The following is a 16,479-nucleotide window of genomic DNA, read 5'->3' as shown; positions in this document are numbered from 1 at the left end:
CGCTAGCCAAACGCGGCGTAGAGCTTGCGGCCTTCTCGCTTGAGCCAGGCATTGGCTTCGTCGATCGAGCCCTCGAACAATTCGTCGAGCAGCGCATGGAACCGCGGGCTATGGTCGAAGTGGACGAGATGCGCGACCTCGTGCGCGACGACCGAGCGCCGTACGAAATCAGGCGCCATGATCAGCCGCCAGTTGATCCGGATCGCTCCGTCAGGTCCGCAAGAGCCCCAGCGCCGCTGTGCGCTCGTGAGCGCGAGCTTGCGCATGGGCTTGCCGGCCAGCGCGCAGTAATGCGTAAGGTCCTCGGTCATGACGGCGCGCGCTTCACCCTCGAGCCAGCGCTTGAGCCGCGCGGGCAGAGATTCGGCGGGGCCGCCGATGATGATCGTGCGCTCGGCGAGTTCGGGCTTGCGGCGGCGGGCGGGATCATGCGCGATCCGAAGTACGGCGCCGCGATAGGTGAGCATGCCGTCGGGCGCTGGCGCCTGGGCGCGCGGTAGCGCAGCGAGCTGGCTCTCGAGCCAGTCGCGGCGCGCGCGCGCGAAAGCCACTGCTTCGGCGGTGCGGCCCCAGCGCGGGATCGACAGGCGCACTTCGCTGCCGTCAGGCGCGAGGCGTAGGGTCATGCGCCTGGCCTGTGCCAGCCGGCGCACGACGATCGGCAGGACCTGCCCGGCAATCTCGATGGACGGCGTTTCGCGCGGGCTGCGCATCAGCCAGTCAAGCATTGTCATCTTCGTCGTCGGGCCAGACGATGTGGTTCTCGAGGGGTCCGGCGACCTCTTCGCTCACCACTTTGCCGACGATCGAGGCGCCTGCGCTGTGCACCGCCTGGCGATCGCCGCTGACGAGATAATGCCAGGGCGGCAGCGGCTCGCCATCGGCGCGCAGGCGATAGGCGCAGGTGTCGGGCAGCCAGTCGAGCTTGCCTGCCAGGCGCGGCGTCAGCCGCAGGCAGTCGGGCACGAAGGCGCGGCGGTGCTTGTAGTCCTTGCACTGCGCGGTGCCGAGATCGAGCAGCTTGCAGGCGACGTTGGTCGGATAGACCTCGCCCGTGTCCTCGTCCTCGACCTTGTGCAGGCAGCACTTGCCGCAGCCGTCGCAGAGCGCCTCCCATTCGGTGCGTGAGAGCGAAGCGAGCGGGCGTTCCCAGAACTTTGCGGGCTTTACTTCACCCATTTCGCCAGTTCCGCGGCGACGTCCTCTTTGGTCTTATCGACCGGCAGCATGGCGATCGCCTCGCCCTTGCGCCCCATCAGATAGGCCGTGCGGCTGTGATCCATAAGGTAGCCGCCAGGGGTTTCCTTGCCCTTGGCGTGATAGATCGCGAAGCTCTTGGCCGCCGCGTCGATCTGCGCCTGGGTCCCCGTCAGGCCGAGCAGCCGCGGCGAGAAGGCGGCGGCGAATTCGCCGACGATCTCGGGCGTATCGCGCGCGGGATCGATCGTCACGAAGATCGGCTGGACCTGCGCTGCGAGTTGCGGCTGCGCCTTCTCGAACAGCGCGAAGCCCTGCATCATCTTCTGCACGTCGACCGGGCAGGCATCGGGGCAGAAGCTGTAGCCGAAGTAGATGATCCGGTACTTGCCGTCGAAGTCGCTCCACGACACGGCCCTGCCGGTCTTGTCGACGAGCGTGAAAGGCCCGCCGATCGCGGCCCCTTCGAGCGGCGGGCGCTGGGCGGTCTGCTGCGGGGAACCGCCGCCGCTGCAGGCGCCAAGGGCGAGGGGCAGCGCGAGCGGCAGGAAAAGCGCGGTGAGTCCGCGAAATGTCTTGATCATGGCGTGGCGGTTCATGCTCTGCTAAACCGTGCTTCGCAAGGACGAGTTGGCGCGATCGGGAAGCCGCACGCGCCGCTCAGCAGGAGATAACAGGGTGATCAAGGCAGGCAAGTGGCGGGGACGGATGCTCGGCGTCCTGGTGCCGCTGCTCGCGGGGGCGCTGGTGGCAAGCCCCGCACAGGCGCAGTTCTCGGCGGGCTTCAAGTTCCTCGAGGCCGTCCGCAAGAAGGACGGCACCAAGGTCGAGGAGGCGATCAACGAGCCCGGCTCGACGATCGTCAACACGCGTGATGTCACCAGTGGGCAGACTGCGCTGCACATCGTCACCCAGCGCCGCGATCTCACCTGGATGAATTTCCTGATCGGCAAGGGCGCCAACGTCAACGCGCGCGACGCGCGCGGCGTGACGCCGCTGCAACTCGCGACGAGCCTGGGCTTCGTCGAGGGCATCGACGTGCTGGTCGCGAGCAAGGCGCGGGTGGACGAGCCCAACGATGCCGGCGAGACGCCGCTGATCTCGGCAGTGCACCGTCGCGACATCGGTATGATGCGGATCCTGCTCAAGGCCGGCGCCAATCCCGATCGCAAGGATAATTCGGGCCGTTCGGCGCGCGACTATGCCACGATCGAGGGACGTACCGGCCCCATGATCGCGGAGATCGAGGCGAATACCAAGCCGGGCGCGCAGCGCGCCGCCTCGGGCCGTGTCTATGGCCCCTCGTTCTGACGATGACCCTTGCCGATGACCTGACCGTCGACGAACTGCGGCTCGCGCTGGCGCCGCGGATCGCCCAGGCTGCGGTGTTCGACGGCTGGAGCGCCGAGGCCGTTGCCGGCGCGGCGGCGCAGGCCGGCGTCGATCCCGACGTTGCCGCCTATGCCTTTCCCGACGGACCGATGGACCTGATCTCGGCCTGGATCGCCTCGGTCGACGCAGCGATGTTCGCGAAGTTTCCGCCCGAATCCCTCGCCGAACTGCCCGTGCACAAGCGCGTGCGACAGCTTCTGGTGTTCAGGCTCGAGGCGATTGCCGGCATGGAAGAGGCGCTGCGCCGCGCGCTGGCGATCATGGCCATGCCGCAGAACGCGGCACGTTCGCTCAAGCTCGGCTGGGAAAGCGCCGATTCCATGTGGCGGCTCGCGGGCGACACCGCGACCGATTACAACCACTATACCAAGCGTGCGACGCTCGGTGCGGTCTACGCCGCGACGCTCGCGGTCTTCGTCGATGACAAGAGCGAGGGCAAGGCGGAGACGCTGGCCTTCCTCGATCGCCGGCTCGCCGGAATCGGTCGTTTCGAGAAGTTCAAGACGCAGATCCTGCGCCCCGAGGTCGAGCATTTCAGCGTGGCGCGGTTCCTCGGAAGGCTGCGCTATCCGGCGCGCTGAGCGGACACAATTTGTCATATTGCGAACCAGTTGCAAAAACGCATGCAATCTGGCAGCGACCCTCGAATGAGCGAAAGCAACACCTTGGATCTGCTCCCGGTCGGCCGGCGAGCCCGCATCGTCGCGGTCGACTGGTCGCAACTGGTCGATGAGGAAGCGCAGCGCCTGCGCGCACTGGGAATCGACGAAGGCGCGCGCGTCGCGGTCTCGCATCGCGGCGTATTCGGCGGGGCCGATCCGCTCGCGATCATGGTCGGCCGCATGACGGTGGCGCTGCGCCGCGTTCATGCCCAGGCCATGCGCGTGGAGGTGCTCGAGCAGTGAACGTCCATGCAGTGACCCGGCATCGCAGTGCCGCGCTCGTCGGCAATCCCAATGCCGGCAAGAGCGCCTTGTTCAACGCCCTTACCGGCGCGCGCCAGAAGATCGCCAACTATCCGGGCGTCACCGTCGAGCGCAAGTCGGGCCGCCTCGTGCTGCCCGACGGCCAGCCGATCGAACTGACCGATCTGCCGGGCTCCTACGGTCTCCATGCCACAAGCCCCGACGAGGAGGTGACCGCCAAGGTCATCCTCGGCAAGCACGAGGGCGAGGCCTCGCCCGACGTGCTGGTCATCGTGCTCGACGCCTCGAACCTCGAACAGCATCTCGTCTTCGCGCAAGAGGTGATCGCGCTGGGCAAACCCACCGTGGTCGCGCTCAACATGATCGACCTGGCCGAGCGCGACGGGCTGGTGATCGATCCCAGGGCGCTAGAGCAGGCGCTGCGCGTGCCGGTGATCCCGACGGTCGCTGTGCGCCGCCGCGGTCTAGCTGAACTCTCCGCGGCGATCGAGGCGGCACCTGAGCGTGCGCCCGAGCCTCAGCACGCGCACATCACGCAGACCGAGCGGCGCGTTACCGCCCATGCCATCGCCGATGCGGCGATCGTCTCGGAAACCGCGACTCACGCGCTGCATGCCCGGCTCGACCGGGTGCTGCTGAACCCTTGGTTCGGCCCGGCAATCTTCCTCGCGCTGATGTTCGTTGTGTTCCAGGCGGTTTTCGCCTGGGCCGATCCCTTCGTCGGCGCGCTTGAGGACACGGCCGCGGCGATGGGTAATGCAGTGCAGGCCGCTCTGCCCGAGAGCCTGCTGCGCGATTTCCTGGTCGACGGGGTGATCAACGGCGTCGGCTCGGTCGTGGTCTTCCTGCCGCAGATCATCATCCTGTTCTTCTTCATCCTGGTGATGGAAGCCTCGGGCTACATGGCGCGCGCGGCCTTCATCATGGATCGGCTCATGGCCTTCGTCGGGCTGTCGGGCCGCAGCTTCATCCCGCTGCTGTCGAGCTTCGCCTGCGCGATCCCAGGCATCATGGCGACGCGCTCGATCACCGATCCCAAGGACCGGCTGACGACGATCCTGATCGCCCCGCTGATGACCTGTTCGGCGCGCCTGCCGGTCTATGCCGTGATCATCGCCGCCTTCATTCCCAACCGCACGGTCGGACCAGGCATCGGTCTGCAAGGGCTGGTGCTGTTCGCGCTGTTCCTGGCCGGAATCGTCGGCGCCATGGTCGTCGCGCTGATCCTCCGCCGCTCGGTGACCAAGGGCAAGGCCAGCGGTTTCATCATGGAAATGCCCAAGTATCAGCTACCGCGGATCAAGGATCTGGCGATCGGGCTGATGCAGCGCGCCTGGATATTCCTGCGCCGCGCGGGCACGATCATCTTCACGATCACCGTGGTGCTCTGGATGCTGCTGAGCTTCCCGCGCGCCGGCGAAGGGCAGAGCCAGCTCGAGGTCTCGATCGCCGGGCGGATCGCCAGCGGGCTCGAGGTCGTGGTGCGGCCGATCGGCTTCAACCACGAGATGGCGCTGGCGATCATACCGGCGATGGCCGCACGCGAAGTCGCGGTCTCGGCGCTGGCGACGACCTATGCGGTCGGGGCGACCGACGAGGACGCGCAGGCGATGGAACTCGGCGATCGGCTCAAGTCGCGCTGGACTCTGCCTATGGCGCTGGCCTTCCTCGCCTGGTTCGTCTTTGCGCCGCAGTGCCTCTCGACGATCGCCGTCGCGCGGCGCGAGACCAACGGCTGGAAATGGCCGGTGTTCATGTTGGCCTACCTCTTCGCCATGGCCTACGTCGCGGCGGGGGTGACCTACTGGACCGCGGTATGGGCGGGGCTGTAGCTCGTCGGTGAAAAGCGCACCGCGCGGTCTAGCAGCCGCCCGGCGCAGGTATTACCTCCGAGCCTCGAAATTCAAAGGACAGTGATTCGATGGCAGGCAGCGTCAACAAGGTCATCCTGATCGGCAATCTGGGTGCCGATCCTGAGGTGAAGTCGTTCCAAAACGGCGGGCGCATCGCCAATCTGCGCATCGCCACCTCGGAAAACTGGAAGGACAAGAACACCGGAGAGCGCAAGGAGCGCACCGAGTGGCATTCGGTCGTCCTCCAGTCCGAAGGTCTGGTCGGCGTCGCCGAGCGCTTCCTCAAGAAGGGCAGCAAAATCTACATCGAGGGTCAGCTGCGCACGCGCAAGTGGCAGGACCAGTCGGGCAACGACCGCTACACGACCGAGATCTCGGTCGGCATGAACGGCGTGCTGACGATGCTCGACGGCGCCCCGGGTGCTGGCGGCGGCGGTGGCGGTCGCAGCGGCGGCTTCGATGACAGCGGCATGGGCGGCGGTGGCCGGTCCTCGGGCGGCGGCTACGGCGGCGGGCGGTCCGGCGGCGGTGGCGGCGACTGGGGTGGCGGCTCTTCGGGCGGTTCCTCGGGTGGTGGCTCGCGCGGCGGCGCCGGTGGCTTCGCCGACGATCTCGACGACGACATTCCGTTCTGAGGGCATTGCGTCGTCCCCGCGCAAGCGGGGATGACGGTCAATCCTTACCCAGCTTCAAACCCTTGAGCGCCGCGAACGGGCTCACATCCTCGTCCTTTAGCAGCGCGCGCGCGGCATCGGCCTCGGGGCCGGTCAGGAACGGATCGATCGCCAGAGCGACGCTCTGCGCCACGGCTTCGCCGAGATCGACCGTCGTGCCGCTGAACTCGATCTCGTCGAGCTCGTCTTCATCCAATTCGACTTCCTCATCGGGCGCATGCCCAGCGCCGGCCGGCACGAAGCGGAAGGCCAGCGGTTCGCGGATCGCGACGGGCAGGTCCTCGGCCGAAACCGCACAGGCCTGGACGATGTCGGCCTCCAGCGTGCCTTTGGCATTCAAGGCCTCACCGTCGCGCTCGAGCACGACTTCGGCCTCGATCCGATCGATCCGCACGATGTCGAAGCGTTTGGCCAAGGCCTGGCGCTCCGCGGCGTCGGCGACGAGCTTGACGGCGCGGTGATCGAGCTGGCGCACGTCGAACGGGCGGGCGAACTCGCTCATCGTTCGGCGATCCGGCCGGCCAGAAGGTCTTCGGTCGACGTCGCGTTGAGCGCCACCTGGAGCGCGCGCGCGGCCACCGCGACGCGGATCGGTTTCGCGCCCTCGATCAGGGTCATGTTGCGCGCGAGCATTTCGGCCACGGCCGCGTCGCCCTGCGGCAGCACCTCGCGCAGCGCGCCCATGCGCCCGCCGAGCGTGCCCATCAGCTTGCCGATATGCTTGCCGACGAAGATGTCGCCGATGCCGTTCTGGCGCAGTTGTCCGTCCATGTCGTCGACGAACAGCTCGGTCAGTCGCACCGAAGGCTCCATCAGTTCGGACTCACGCTCCATGCGCAACAGGACGAGCGCCAGGACCAGGGTGATCGTGTCGAAGCGGCCCGGTACGGTGTCGGCCATGCCATGCTCGGCATACCAGGCCTTTTCGCGCGCGATTTCCACCACGCGGTGCCACAGCGGACGCAGCGGCGTCAGCGCATCCTGGCGGTTGCTGAAGAGGCGGGAGAGCAGGTTCACGAGAGCAGCCTTTCGTTCAGCGGCAATTCAAGCGGATAAAGCCAGTGCCCCGGGGCAACGCCATTGCGGTGGCGAGCGCGGCAGCCTAAGGCTGCGCCGTTACACGGGGCTACGGGCATATGGCAATCAGATGTCGTGCTCACCAGCCCCAGGGCCATCTAGGCCACCAGATCGGAGTTTCTCAATGCGCGTGAACGGTCGGATGGTGATGCTCGGAGCCGCGACACTCGGACTGGCAGTGCTGGCCGGCGGTTGCTCGTCGATCCGAGATCACCGCGGCTATCTGGTCGACACCGCTCTGGTCGATTCGATCCAGCCGAAGGTCGACAACCGCACCTCGGTGGAAAAGACGCTCGGCCGTCCGACCTGGGTCAGCCAGTTCGGCGCGCAGGACTGGTACTACGTTTCGGTCGATACCAAGCAGGCGGCGTTCAAGCGCCCCAAGACCTATCAGCAGACCGTGCTCCGCGTGCGTTTCGATCCGACGGGCAACGTCGCTGCGATCGATCGCGCCGGCATGGAGAAGGTGGCGCGCCTGAGCCCCGACGGCAAGGTCACGCCGACCTTGGGCCGCGAGCGTAGCTTCATCGAGGATCTGTTCGGCAATATCGGCGCGGTCGGCGTTCCCGGCGCGGGCGGCGGTGCCGGTCCGGCGGGCCCCGGCCCCAACGGAAGCTGATCCGGACGGCAGCTGATTTCCTGCGTCTCTTGACGCCCATTCTCAGCGCCCCATATCCGGCCTCATGGACAATAGCGGGGCGAGCCACGGCCTGATCCAGTGGCACGGGACGACGATCATCGGCGTCAAGAAAAATGGCAGGACCGTCATCGCGGGTGACGGTCAGGTCTCGATGGGCAATACCGTCATGAAGCCGAACGCACGTAAAGTTCGGCGGATCGGTGAGGGCGGAAACGTGATCGCCGGCTTCGCTGGCGCGACGGCCGATGCCTTCACCCTTTTTGAACGGCTCGAACGCAAGCTCGAACAGTATCGCGGCCAGTTGATGCGAGCCGCGGTCGAACTCGCCAAGGACTGGCGGACCGACAAATACCTGCGCAATCTCGAAGCGCTGATGATCGTCGCCGACAAGGAGACCTTGCTGGTGCTTACCGGCAACGGCGACGTGCTCGAGCCCGAGGGCGGCATCACCGCGATCGGTTCGGGCGGTAACTACGCGCTGTCCGCCGCGCGTGCGCTTGACGACTATGAAGACGATGCCGAGAAGATCGCGCGCCGGGCCATGGCCGTGGCGGCGGAAGTCTGCGTCTTCACCAACGACCGCGTGACGGTCGAGACCATCGATTCCTGATCAGGACATTCCCTTGAAAGACTCACTCACTCCCAAGGCGATCGTCGCCGCGCTCGACGAGCACATTATCGGCCAGACCGATGCCAAGCGCGCGGTCGCCGTGGCGCTGCGCAACCGCTGGCGCCGCCAGCGCCTGGGCGCCGACCTGCGCGACGAGGTCACGCCCAAGAACATCCTGATGATCGGCCCAACGGGTTGCGGCAAGACCGAGATCAGCCGCCGTCTGGCCAAGCTGGCCGACGCGCCGTTCGTCAAGGTCGAGGCGACCAAGTTCACCGAGGTCGGCTATGTTGGCCGCGACGTCGAACAGATCGCGCGCGACCTCGTCGAAGAGGCGATCCGGCTTGAGAAGGAGCGTCGCCGCGAGGCCGTGCGCGAGGCTGCCTCGCACGCTGCGATGGAGCGGCTGCTCAACGCGCTCGTGGGCGAGGGCGCCTCGGAAGCGACGCGCCAGTCGTTCCGCCAGCGTGTGACCGAGAACGCGATGAACGACACCGAGGTCGAGATCGAGGTCGAGGACGCGCCCAACATGCCGATGGAGATCCCCGGCATGGGCGGCTCGATCGGCATGATCAACCTGTCGGACATGATGGGCAAGGCCTTCGGCGGTCAGAAGCTCAAGCGCCGCAAGCTCAAGGTGCCCGACGCCTGGGACAAGCTGGTCGACGAAGAGGCAGAAAAGCGCATGGACCAGGACGACGTCGCGCGCGTCGCCTTGGCCAACGCCGAGACCAACGGCATCGTCTTCCTCGACGAGATCGACAAGATTGCCGTTAGCGACGTGCGTGGCGGTTCGGTCTCCCGCGAAGGCGTTCAGCGCGATCTGCTGCCCTTGATCGAGGGCACCACGGTTTCGACCAAGTATGGGCCGATGAAGACCGACCACGTGCTTTTCATTGCCAGCGGGGCCTTCCACCTCGCCAAGCCCAGCGACATGCTGCCCGAACTCCAGGGTCGCCTGCCGATCCGCGTCGAGCTCAAGGCGCTGAGCGAGGAGGACTTCGTGCGGATCCTATCGGAGACGCGCGCCAACCTGATCGCCCAGTACAAGGCGTTGCTCGCCACCGAGCAGGTGACCCTGGACTTCACCGAGGACGCGATCCGCGAGGTCGCGACGATCGCCGCGCAGGTCAACGAAAGCGTCGAGAACATCGGCGCCCGCCGCCTGCAGACGGTGATGGAACGCCTGCTGGAGGAACTGAGCTTCGAGGCCGAGGACCGCATGGGCGAAACCGTCAAGATCGACGCTGCCTATGTCCGCGGCAAGCTCGAGGACCTTGCCAAGGATAGCGACCTGTCGAAGTATATTCTGTGATCATTCCTCCCCGGGCTCTGCTCGGGGAGAAATTGAAAGAACTCCATGTCCATTCCTCCCGACGACAAGCCGATCTACCGCCTGCTCACCGGCAAAGACGATCGTGCCTTCTGCGATCGCGTGTCCGAGGCGCTCGAACAGGGCTGGCGGCTTTACGGCTCGCCGGCGATGAGCTTCGATTCGCTCAACGGCGAAATGAAGGTCGCACAGGCGGTGGTCTGGCATGACGCCGACGTCGTCAAATAGACGAGACTACTCCGCGGCCTCGCCCAATTCCTCGATTTCGCTCGCCTGCCGGTTCCACATTTCTGCGTAGAGCCCATCCGCGCGCAGCAGTTCGTTATGCGTGCCCGCCTCGGCCAGCTTGCCCTCGTTGAGCACGAAGATCCGATCTGCGTCGGCGATCGTCGACAGACGGTGTGCGATCGACAGGCTCGTGCGGTTCTCCGAAACCTCGTGCAAGGTCGCCAGGATGTCCTGCTCGGTACGCGTATCGAGCGCCGAGGTGGCTTCGTCGAGAAGCAGGATCGGCGGATTCTTGACCAGGGTCCGCGCGATCGCGACGCGTTGCTTCTCGCCGCCCGACAGCTTGAGCCCGCGCTCGCCCACTTCGGTTTCGAACCGCTTGGGCAGGCGGTCGATCAGGCCGCTGAGCGCGGCGCCGCGTGCGGCCTTCTCGATGTCCGCGATCGTCGCGCCGTCGCGGCCGTAGCCGATATTGTAGCCGATCGTGTCGTTGAACAGCACCGAATCCTGAGGGACGATGCCGATCGCGCAGCGCAGGCTCGCCTGCGTCACCTCGCGGATGTCCTGTCCGTCGATCAGGATGCGGCCCGACCACGGATCGTAGAAGCGGAACAGCAGCCGCGCGATCGTCGACTTGCCCGCGCCCGAAGGGCCGACGATCGCCACGTCCTGTCCCGCGGGCACTTCGAAGCTGAGGCCGTGGAGGATCGTGCGGTCGGGCTCGTAGCCGAACACGACGTTGTCGAAGACCACGGTCGGCCGCTTGATCACCAGCGCCGGTGCGCTCGGGACGTCGGCGACCTCGACTGGGGTGTCGATCAGGCGGAACATCTCGGCCATGTCGATCAGACCCTGGCGGATCGTGCGATAGACCATGCCGAGCATGTCGAGCGGGCGGAATAGCTGGACCAGGTAGGTGTTGACGAAGACCAGGTCGCCGACGGTGAATTTGCCCTGCGACCAGCCCCAGACGGTATAGGCCATGGCCCCGCCCATCAGCAGATTGACCACGAGCGCTTGCGCGATGTTGAGCAGGCCGACCGAGTTCTCGCTCTTCACCGCGGCGTCCGAATAGGCGCGCGTCGCCTGGCTGTAGCGTTCGAGCTCGCGATGTTCGGCGCTGAAGTATTTCACCGTCTCGTAGTTGAGCAGCGAATCGACTGCGCGGCTCATCGCCTGGCCGTCGAGCCGGTTCATCTTCTCGCGCAGGACCGAGCGCCATTCGGTGATCCAACGCGTGATCGCGGCATAGGCGAGCACGGCTATGCCCGTCGCGGCGACGAGACCCCAACCGAAGTGGAAATAGAAGATCGCCGCGACGACGATCAGCTCGAGCACGGTCGGTGCGACGTTGAACAGCAGGAAGTAGAGCATCACGTCGATGCTCTTGGTCCCGCGCTCGATCACCTTGGTGACCTCGCCGGTCCGCCGTGCGAGGTGGAAGCGCAGCGACAGGTTGTGCAGCCGGGCGAAAACGTTCTCGGCCAGCGCCCGCGTCGCATCCTGGCCGACACGTTCGAACACGATGTTGCGCAGGTTCTCGAACAGCACCGAAGCGAAGCGGCCGAGCGCATAGGCGAGCACGAAGGCGAGGGCGAGGCCCAGCGCCGGGCCAAGGGCGGGATCCGGTTTGATCGTCATCAGATCGACCGCGCGCTTGTAGAAGAACGGCAGACCTAGGGTCACCGCTTTGCCTGCAAGGATCATCACGATGGCCGCGACGATTCGCCAGCGCAATGCGCTGTTATTTACTGGCCACAGATAGGGCAGGAAGCGGCGCAGCGTGCGCCAGCCATCGTGGCGCGCGTTCTCGCCGGAGGTCGGATTGTCGGGTGGCATCGCAGGCTATGTAGAGAGCGTGCGCGAAAACTAAAGACCACGCGGTTCAAAACCTCCGGCCTTGAACCCCCCAGCCTAAAACCCGCTGGGCAGATCGAACATGACCTTGCGCGTCGAGAAGTCGATCGCAACGCGCTTGAACAGTCTGAGCTCGCGCATGCCCAACATCAGCGCTGGCCGTCGCGTCAGCCCCAGCGCGTCGAAGGCCGGGCTGTCGGTATAGGCGATGACCAGATTCTTGATGTTGACGTCACCGACTGCGAGTTCGCGCGCATAGCCCATGTCGGCCGTGGCCTCCTGCCCGGTCACGCTCGTCAGCACAGCCGTGCCCAGTGCCCCGCGTCGGCCGAGAGCGCGCTGGAGCGCGCGATTGCCGATCGAGGTGTCTGATCCGGTGTCGATGATGACGTCGGTCTTGATGCCGTCGATGGCGGCCTGGGCCATGATCAGCTGGCCCAGGCGACGCCGCGCGGTGACGACGATATCGTAGCCCGAATTGCCGCCCAGGGTCTTGGCGTCGCCCACCGCCATGCGGCTTTGCGCGAAGTCGAGCAGCACGCGCTGGCTCTGCAGGCTGTCGAGCCCGACGATGCCGTCGGCGCCCATATGCTCGCTCTGGAACAGCAGGACGGTCAGCCCGTAGAACGAGCGGCGGCCGAGCGCGAGTTCGTCGACCACCGCGGTATCGGTGATCTGCGCGCCCGAGACGCCTACGATGCGCAGCTTGTCGTGAGCGGGCAGGGCGAGGCGAAGGGCGAGGTCGGTCGACAGCGCGGTCTTCTGCGATCCGGTGTCGATGAGGAAACGGTAGGGACCCTTGTCGCCGATCTGCACGGGAACGGTCATCCGATCGGCGGAGTCGGCCGTCGTGCGCAGGACCTCGACCTCGCTGGCGTCCTGAGCGCCGCTCGCGGCGGGAATCGTCACGAAGGCCACATAGGCGAGCAAAGCCAGGGCAGCGCCGGCCATCGCACCTCTCCGATGATTATGTCACGCTTCTATCACATTGCTTGGGGAAGGCGAAGCGATCGCTACTCTGCGGCTTGTGCGATCGGCCCGAAAGATTCAGGCGCCAGGAAGAAGTCGTCGGTCGTGCTGTCGAACTTGCGCGCGAACCATGCGCCGCTGGTAGCGATCGAGGCTTCGTCTTCCTGCCGCAAGACCTTGGGATGATACCCGCCTGCACTCCAGTCGATGTAGCGGAAACCTGGCTCGATTCGGTTCGGGAAGCGCCGGGCCAGAACGGTCGGGATGACATGCTCGTCTGGACATTGGGTGAAGCGCAGTCGGCCGCTTGCCTCCAGCGCGGTGACTTCGGCGTGAACGACGTGGGCGACATCGTGGGGTAGGGACCACCACATGCTGCCTTTCAGCCATGGCAGACCGGCATAGCGTCGCCGTTGCAGCTGGCGTTCGCGATACCAGCGCGAGAAGGTCCAACTGACGCGTGTCTGTGCCCGATTGACGTTCTCGTTGATACGCGGAAAGCCGGAAAGGCGCAGCGGGCGGCTATCGAACCACCAGTCTTCCATGCGCTCGCACTGTTCTTCACCGTAAATATCGATGAAGGCCGGCCGGCGTCCTTCGAAAGCGGCGATGTCTCGGGCGATTGTGCCGGGCAAGGCCACTGGCCAGTCCGCACCGCTGAGCAGGTGACAATAGTCGAAACCTTCGGTCAGCGCGGCTTTCAGCAGCAGTCTTTGCGCCGCGCAGATGCTGTCATGCCCCCAGACCACGGCCACCGGCTGGTCGATCAAAACGAGCTGCCGGGAATGAAGCGACGCGAAGCGCTCGCGATGCTCGCGCCAAAGCGACGAGCGGCGGTCCAGATGAAGGATGATGCGATTCTCGGCGGAGCCAGCCGCCAGCCTTTCGATCAAGGCGAGCAGTTGCTCGGGGGCGGCATGCGCCATGATCAGGTATGCGAATTTCATGCTGCCTCGCTCCAAGCTGGACGCAGCCGTGCACCTAGGCCACCCAACAACTGGGCGAATTCTTCATACAGCGGATGGCCGAGCAGCCGCAGCGCGATCAACCACAGCACGACGCCGCTGCCGGCCAGCGCGGCGAGTGGCAAGAAGCCGATGGAGGCGAATTTGGGCAGCGTCAGCGCGGCGATGGCCATCGGGGTGACGGCCGCGGCCGTGGCCAGCGCGCTCGATAGATAGATCGGGGCCAACTTGGACGGTCGCAGCCCGGCCATCCGACAGACGAAGCCCGTGTAGAGCAGCAACCAGACCGCGCCATATCCCACGCGTGAGAGCGCCGCGGCGGCCACAGAGACCTTTGCGCCGATGATCAGCAGCAGCAGCGAAGCAACCGTGTCGACAATATTGCGCGCGATCAGCGGGCGGAGGGCCCCGCGCAGGATCGGCAATTCGACATGCAGCGGAAGCGCGATGAACAGGATTTCGCCCAGCGCGATCCAGACGAGAATTGGTGCTGTCTCGGCCCATTGCGCGCCGAACAACAGGTTCACCGTCGGCGCGGCGGCGATTGCCAGACCGGCCATCGCCGGCCAGCCAGCACCGGTGAAACAGGCCACGACGCGCAAGTAGGGATCGCCCAGCGCCTCGCCGTTGCGCTGAAGTCTCGCGAGCGCGGGATAGAGCACGCTGGAAGCTGCGCCCGAGATCAGCGCCCGCAGCTGGCTGGCAAGGCCCGTCGCGCGGGTGAACAACCCCGTCGCGGTGAGGCTGAGCAGTGCGCCGATCACTAGGTCGGCCGATCGCGATCCGATCGCACCGATCACGAATAGTGTGCTCGATTGGCTGCCGAAGTGCAGCACCGGTCGTAAACCGTCGAAGCGCAATGGAAAGGGTAGCGCCGGGTGCAGAGCCTGCGCGACGACCGCCTTGACCAAGGCCGCGGCGACCATGGCCCAAGCCAGCGCCGTGGCGGAATAGCCGGCCCAGGCCAGTCCGATCGCGACACCAGTCTGCACGGCCGTCGCGGCCAGATTGACGAAAAAGAGACCGCGAAAGGCCATCGCGCGCGAAAGCATGGCCGTCGGGACGATCGCGAAAGGCACGAAGAGATAGCTTGCCGCGATGATCAGGAGGATCCTCGCGAGCCCGGCGTGGCCGTAGAACTCGGCGATCGGCCATGCTCCCAGCGCCAACAGGAAGCCAACGCCTAAAGCGAAGATCAGCGCTACCGAGGAACAGCGGCGGATTTCGGTTTCGTCCGGATGATCGAGATTGGCGATATACCGGGTCAGCCCGAAATCCTGCAGGATCGCGATCAGCATGGCTGCGCCGAGCGCGATCGAGAAAAGCCCTATTTCCGCAGGTTTGAGGAAGAAGCGGGAAATGATGACGGAGCTGGCAAACTGCAGGACGAAGCCGATGTACTGGCCGCTCACCGACCACAGTGCAGCGTGCCGAACACTCATCCGCGCCGGCTCGCGCTCGGGCCGGGAACCTGCGGGCGTGTCAATGTCGGAAGCAGTAATCATGCCGGTCCAGCTGCCTGGGCGCTGGGGGTCAGCGAAGATGCCAGGCGCAATGCAAGGCGCGCGGCGCGCGCCGGCTCGCCGAAGCGGACCAGCCGCACCACCGTGCGCCACATGCCGCTGTGGCTTCCGCCTTCGCTCAGATAGCGCAACAACAGTTCGAAGCCGTGGTCACGCAGTCCTGCCTTCGAGTAGAGCAATCCAGGTGCGACTTGCGCGCGGACCTCGCGGCCGACGCCTTCGCGGCCGAACAAGGCATCGAGATTTTCGGTTCCGGGAAGCCGCTCCAGATTTTCGGTGGGATCGGGGCGCCCGGCGAGGCGCTCGTAATAGGCCAGCTTGGCTATGGCGGCACCGATTTGCTGCTCGGTCGCATGGCGGCTGGAGACCTGCTCGTCGTAATGGCGATACCGGATCAGCGGCTCGGGAATGCTGGCCAGTCGCGTTATGGACGCGAGGCGCAACCACAGGTCCAGATCCTCGCAGTGCCGGAACGCGCCGTGATAGCCGCCAACCGACAGCACAAGGTCGCGGCGGAACATAACCGCCGGATGGCACAGCAGGGGCCAGCCTTTGTCTATGGCGATCAGGAAGTCTTCGTGATTGGCGGGATGATGCGGACCGGTGTTGGTGACCGGCCAGGGCTCATCGTTCGCATCGATCTCGTCGCACCAGGATCCGACGACGCCGTAGTCGGGATGCTCGGCCATGAAAGCGACCTGCTTGGCCAAGCGCTCGGGCATGCAGATGTCGTCGGCATCCATCCGCGCGATCAGCGGTGCCTGCGCTTCGTCGATCATCTGGTTGAGGCTGGCGACCAAGCCGCGGTTTTCCCGAACGATCGGCCGGATGCGCGAATCTCGGGCGGCCATCGCTTCGACGGTGGCGCGCGTGCCGTCGCGGGATCCGTCATCGAGAATCAGGAATTCGAAATCGGTGAAGGTCTGGGCCAGAACGCTTTCGATGGCGGGCAGGAGAAAGCGCTCGCCATTATAGACGCTCATTGCAACGGTGATCGCCGGGTTGGCCATGTCTTCGCGTATTCCTGAACTGATTCCCCACACCACGCGGGCGCGGATAGGCAGAGTGGGGCTTAGCGCGTGCGGGTAAAAAATCGGTGTTGAGCGCGAGCCCTCATTTCGGGCCGCGATCGCGACGATTCGATGCCGATTCCGGCGTTAGACGGACTTACTCTAGAGTAAACATATGAAAAGAAATGGTTTTTCAGGAAAGTGCAACAAATCTGCAAAAAGGGT

At 65.6% G+C, this 16,479-nt stretch carries 19 protein-coding genes; 9 read left to right on the top strand and 10 right to left on the bottom strand.

The genetic code is table 11. From position 1 onward, the window contains the following. Nucleotides 1-2 precede the first annotated feature (2 nt). From WG901_RS21315 to WG901_RS21305, 3 genes are read right to left on the bottom strand one after another with little or no spacing between them, the layout of a single operon-like run. Nucleotides 3-728, bottom strand: coding sequence for a M48 family metallopeptidase (locus WG901_RS21315; RefSeq protein ID WP_417603886.1), 726 nt, complete (start codon nt 726-728; stop codon nt 3-5). Next, nucleotides 721-1,179: a YcgN family cysteine cluster protein gene (locus tag WG901_RS21310; protein ID WP_339589147.1), complete on the bottom strand. Its 459-nt coding sequence runs from the start codon at nt 1,177-1,179 to the stop codon at nt 721-723. Before WG901_RS21310 ends, WG901_RS21315 begins: the two co-directional genes overlap by 8 nt. Next, complete coding sequence (locus WG901_RS21305; protein ID WP_339589146.1) at nt 1,167-1,796, bottom strand: SCO family protein; 630 nt, start codon at nt 1,794-1,796, stop codon at nt 1,167-1,169. Before WG901_RS21305 ends, WG901_RS21310 begins: the two co-directional genes overlap by 13 nt. A gap of 79 nt (nt 1,797-1,875) precedes the next feature. On the opposite strand from WG901_RS21305, the gene WG901_RS21300 reads away from it, so the two are divergent. The 5 genes from WG901_RS21300 to ssb all read left to right on the top strand — a co-directional run bounded on the left by WG901_RS21300 (nt 1,876) and on the right by ssb (nt 6,003). Next, on the top strand, nt 1,876-2,508 hold the full coding sequence (locus tag WG901_RS21300) for an ankyrin repeat domain-containing protein (RefSeq protein ID WP_339589145.1): 633 nt from the start codon (nt 1,876-1,878) through the stop codon (nt 2,506-2,508). 2 nt (nt 2,509-2,510) lie between these two features. After that, a complete protein-coding gene (locus tag WG901_RS21295) occupies nt 2,511-3,170 on the top strand; it encodes a COQ9 family protein (RefSeq protein ID WP_339589144.1) in 660 nt (219 codons plus the stop codon). A 66-nt stretch (nt 3,171-3,236) separates the two neighbouring features. Then, nucleotides 3,237-3,494 (top strand): FeoA family protein, encoded by a 258-nt coding sequence (locus WG901_RS21290; RefSeq protein ID WP_339589143.1) that lies wholly within the window; start codon nt 3,237-3,239, stop codon nt 3,492-3,494. A gap of 11 nt (nt 3,495-3,505) precedes the next feature. Beyond that, on the top strand, nt 3,506-5,347 hold the full coding sequence (gene feoB / locus WG901_RS21285) for a ferrous iron transporter B (RefSeq protein WP_339589237.1): 1,842 nt from the start codon (nt 3,506-3,508) through the stop codon (nt 5,345-5,347). A gap of 89 nt (nt 5,348-5,436) precedes the next feature. Then, the gene (ssb, locus tag WG901_RS21280) at nt 5,437-6,003 is read left to right on the top strand and encodes a single-stranded DNA-binding protein (RefSeq protein ID WP_339589142.1); all 567 of its coding nucleotides are present in this window, start codon (nt 5,437-5,439) and stop codon (nt 6,001-6,003) included. 37 nt (nt 6,004-6,040) lie between these two features. Here the strand turns inward: ssb and WG901_RS21275 are convergent, their stop codons facing one another. After that, entirely contained in the window at nt 6,041-6,544 is a 504-nt protein-coding gene (locus WG901_RS21275) for a YceD family protein (protein WP_339589141.1), read from the bottom strand. Beyond that, on the bottom strand, nt 6,541-7,059 hold the full coding sequence (locus tag WG901_RS21270) for a ubiquinol-cytochrome C chaperone family protein (RefSeq protein ID WP_339589140.1): 519 nt from the start codon (nt 7,057-7,059) through the stop codon (nt 6,541-6,543). The genes WG901_RS21275 and WG901_RS21270 overlap by 4 nt, the downstream gene beginning before the upstream one ends. A gap of 184 nt (nt 7,060-7,243) precedes the next feature. On the opposite strand from WG901_RS21270, the gene WG901_RS21265 reads away from it, so the two are divergent. From WG901_RS21265 to WG901_RS21250, 4 genes are all read left to right on the top strand, one after another. After that, nucleotides 7,244-7,738: an outer membrane protein assembly factor BamE gene (locus WG901_RS21265; RefSeq protein ID WP_339589139.1), complete on the top strand. Its 495-nt coding sequence runs from the start codon at nt 7,244-7,246 to the stop codon at nt 7,736-7,738. A gap of 64 nt (nt 7,739-7,802) precedes the next feature. Further along, nucleotides 7,803-8,369, top strand: a complete 567-nt coding sequence (gene hslV, locus WG901_RS21260) for an ATP-dependent protease subunit HslV (protein WP_339589138.1) — start codon at nt 7,803-7,805, stop codon at nt 8,367-8,369. Between the two features lie 13 nt (nt 8,370-8,382). After that, nucleotides 8,383-9,684, top strand: a complete 1,302-nt coding sequence (gene hslU / locus WG901_RS21255) for an ATP-dependent protease ATPase subunit HslU (protein ID WP_339589137.1) — start codon at nt 8,383-8,385, stop codon at nt 9,682-9,684. A gap of 45 nt (nt 9,685-9,729) precedes the next feature. Continuing rightward, nucleotides 9,730-9,930, top strand: a complete 201-nt coding sequence (locus WG901_RS21250) for a DUF1737 domain-containing protein (protein WP_339589136.1) — start codon at nt 9,730-9,732, stop codon at nt 9,928-9,930. Nucleotides 9,931-9,936: 6 nt separating this feature from the next. Here WG901_RS21250 and WG901_RS21245 read toward each other — a convergent pair whose 3' ends face one another. From WG901_RS21245 to WG901_RS21225, 5 genes are all read right to left on the bottom strand, one after another. Beyond that, nucleotides 9,937-11,769: an ABCB family ABC transporter ATP-binding protein/permease gene (locus tag WG901_RS21245; protein ID WP_339589135.1), complete on the bottom strand. Its 1,833-nt coding sequence runs from the start codon at nt 11,767-11,769 to the stop codon at nt 9,937-9,939. A 75-nt stretch (nt 11,770-11,844) separates the two neighbouring features. Then, on the bottom strand, nt 11,845-12,738 hold the full coding sequence (locus tag WG901_RS21240; protein WP_339589134.1) for a retroviral-like aspartic protease family protein: 894 nt from the start codon (nt 12,736-12,738) through the stop codon (nt 11,845-11,847). Nucleotides 12,739-12,800: 62 nt separating this feature from the next. Further along, complete coding sequence (locus WG901_RS21235; protein ID WP_339589133.1) at nt 12,801-13,703, bottom strand: beta-1,6-N-acetylglucosaminyltransferase; 903 nt, start codon at nt 13,701-13,703, stop codon at nt 12,801-12,803. Further along, nucleotides 13,700-15,226, bottom strand: coding sequence for an oligosaccharide flippase family protein (locus tag WG901_RS21230; protein ID WP_339589132.1), 1,527 nt, complete (start codon nt 15,224-15,226; stop codon nt 13,700-13,702). Before WG901_RS21230 ends, WG901_RS21235 begins: the two co-directional genes overlap by 4 nt. Beyond that, nucleotides 15,223-16,254: a glycosyltransferase family 2 protein gene (locus WG901_RS21225; protein ID WP_339589131.1), complete on the bottom strand. Its 1,032-nt coding sequence runs from the start codon at nt 16,252-16,254 to the stop codon at nt 15,223-15,225. The genes WG901_RS21230 and WG901_RS21225 overlap by 4 nt, the downstream gene beginning before the upstream one ends. Between the last annotated feature and the right edge of the window lie 225 nt (nt 16,255-16,479).

It is taken from the genome of Novosphingobium anseongense (assembly GCF_037482895.1).
In the GTDB taxonomy this organism is placed as follows: domain Bacteria; phylum Pseudomonadota; class Alphaproteobacteria; order Sphingomonadales; family Sphingomonadaceae; genus Novosphingobium; species Novosphingobium anseongense.
This window is presented reverse-complemented; position numbering and strand designations above follow the sequence as displayed.

Excerpts from the sequence above, each read along its gene's own strand:
- WG901_RS21305 (WP_339589146.1), bottom strand. The coding sequence starts at position 1,796 with ATGAACCGCCACGCCATGATCAAGACATTTCGCGGACTCACCGCGCTT.
- WG901_RS21225 (WP_339589131.1), bottom strand. The coding sequence starts at position 16,254 with ATGGCCAACCCGGCGATCACCGTTGCAATGAGCGTCTATAATGGCGAG.
- WG901_RS21245 (WP_339589135.1), bottom strand. The coding sequence starts at position 11,769 with ATGCCACCCGACAATCCGACCTCCGGCGAGAACGCGCGCCACGATGGC.
- WG901_RS21240 (WP_339589134.1), bottom strand. The coding sequence starts at position 12,738 with ATGGCCGGCGCTGCCCTGGCTTTGCTCGCCTATGTGGCCTTCGTGACG.
- WG901_RS21235 (WP_339589133.1), bottom strand. The coding sequence starts at position 13,703 with ATGAAATTCGCATACCTGATCATGGCGCATGCCGCCCCCGAGCAACTG.
- WG901_RS21250 (WP_339589136.1), top strand. The coding sequence starts at position 9,730 with ATGTCCATTCCTCCCGACGACAAGCCGATCTACCGCCTGCTCACCGGC.
- WG901_RS21230 (WP_339589132.1), bottom strand. The coding sequence starts at position 15,226 with ATGATTACTGCTTCCGACATTGACACGCCCGCAGGTTCCCGGCCCGAG.
- WG901_RS21290 (WP_339589143.1), top strand. The coding sequence starts at position 3,237 with ATGAGCGAAAGCAACACCTTGGATCTGCTCCCGGTCGGCCGGCGAGCC.
- WG901_RS21315 (WP_417603886.1), bottom strand. The coding sequence starts at position 728 with ATGCTTGACTGGCTGATGCGCAGCCCGCGCGAAACGCCGTCCATCGAG.
- ssb (WP_339589142.1), top strand. The coding sequence starts at position 5,437 with ATGGCAGGCAGCGTCAACAAGGTCATCCTGATCGGCAATCTGGGTGCC.
- WG901_RS21310 (WP_339589147.1), bottom strand. The coding sequence starts at position 1,179 with ATGGGTGAAGTAAAGCCCGCAAAGTTCTGGGAACGCCCGCTCGCTTCG.
- WG901_RS21295 (WP_339589144.1), top strand. The coding sequence starts at position 2,511 with ATGACCCTTGCCGATGACCTGACCGTCGACGAACTGCGGCTCGCGCTG.
- hslV (WP_339589138.1), top strand. The coding sequence starts at position 7,803 with ATGGACAATAGCGGGGCGAGCCACGGCCTGATCCAGTGGCACGGGACG.
- WG901_RS21265 (WP_339589139.1), top strand. The coding sequence starts at position 7,244 with ATGCGCGTGAACGGTCGGATGGTGATGCTCGGAGCCGCGACACTCGGA.
- WG901_RS21275 (WP_339589141.1), bottom strand. The coding sequence starts at position 6,544 with ATGAGCGAGTTCGCCCGCCCGTTCGACGTGCGCCAGCTCGATCACCGC.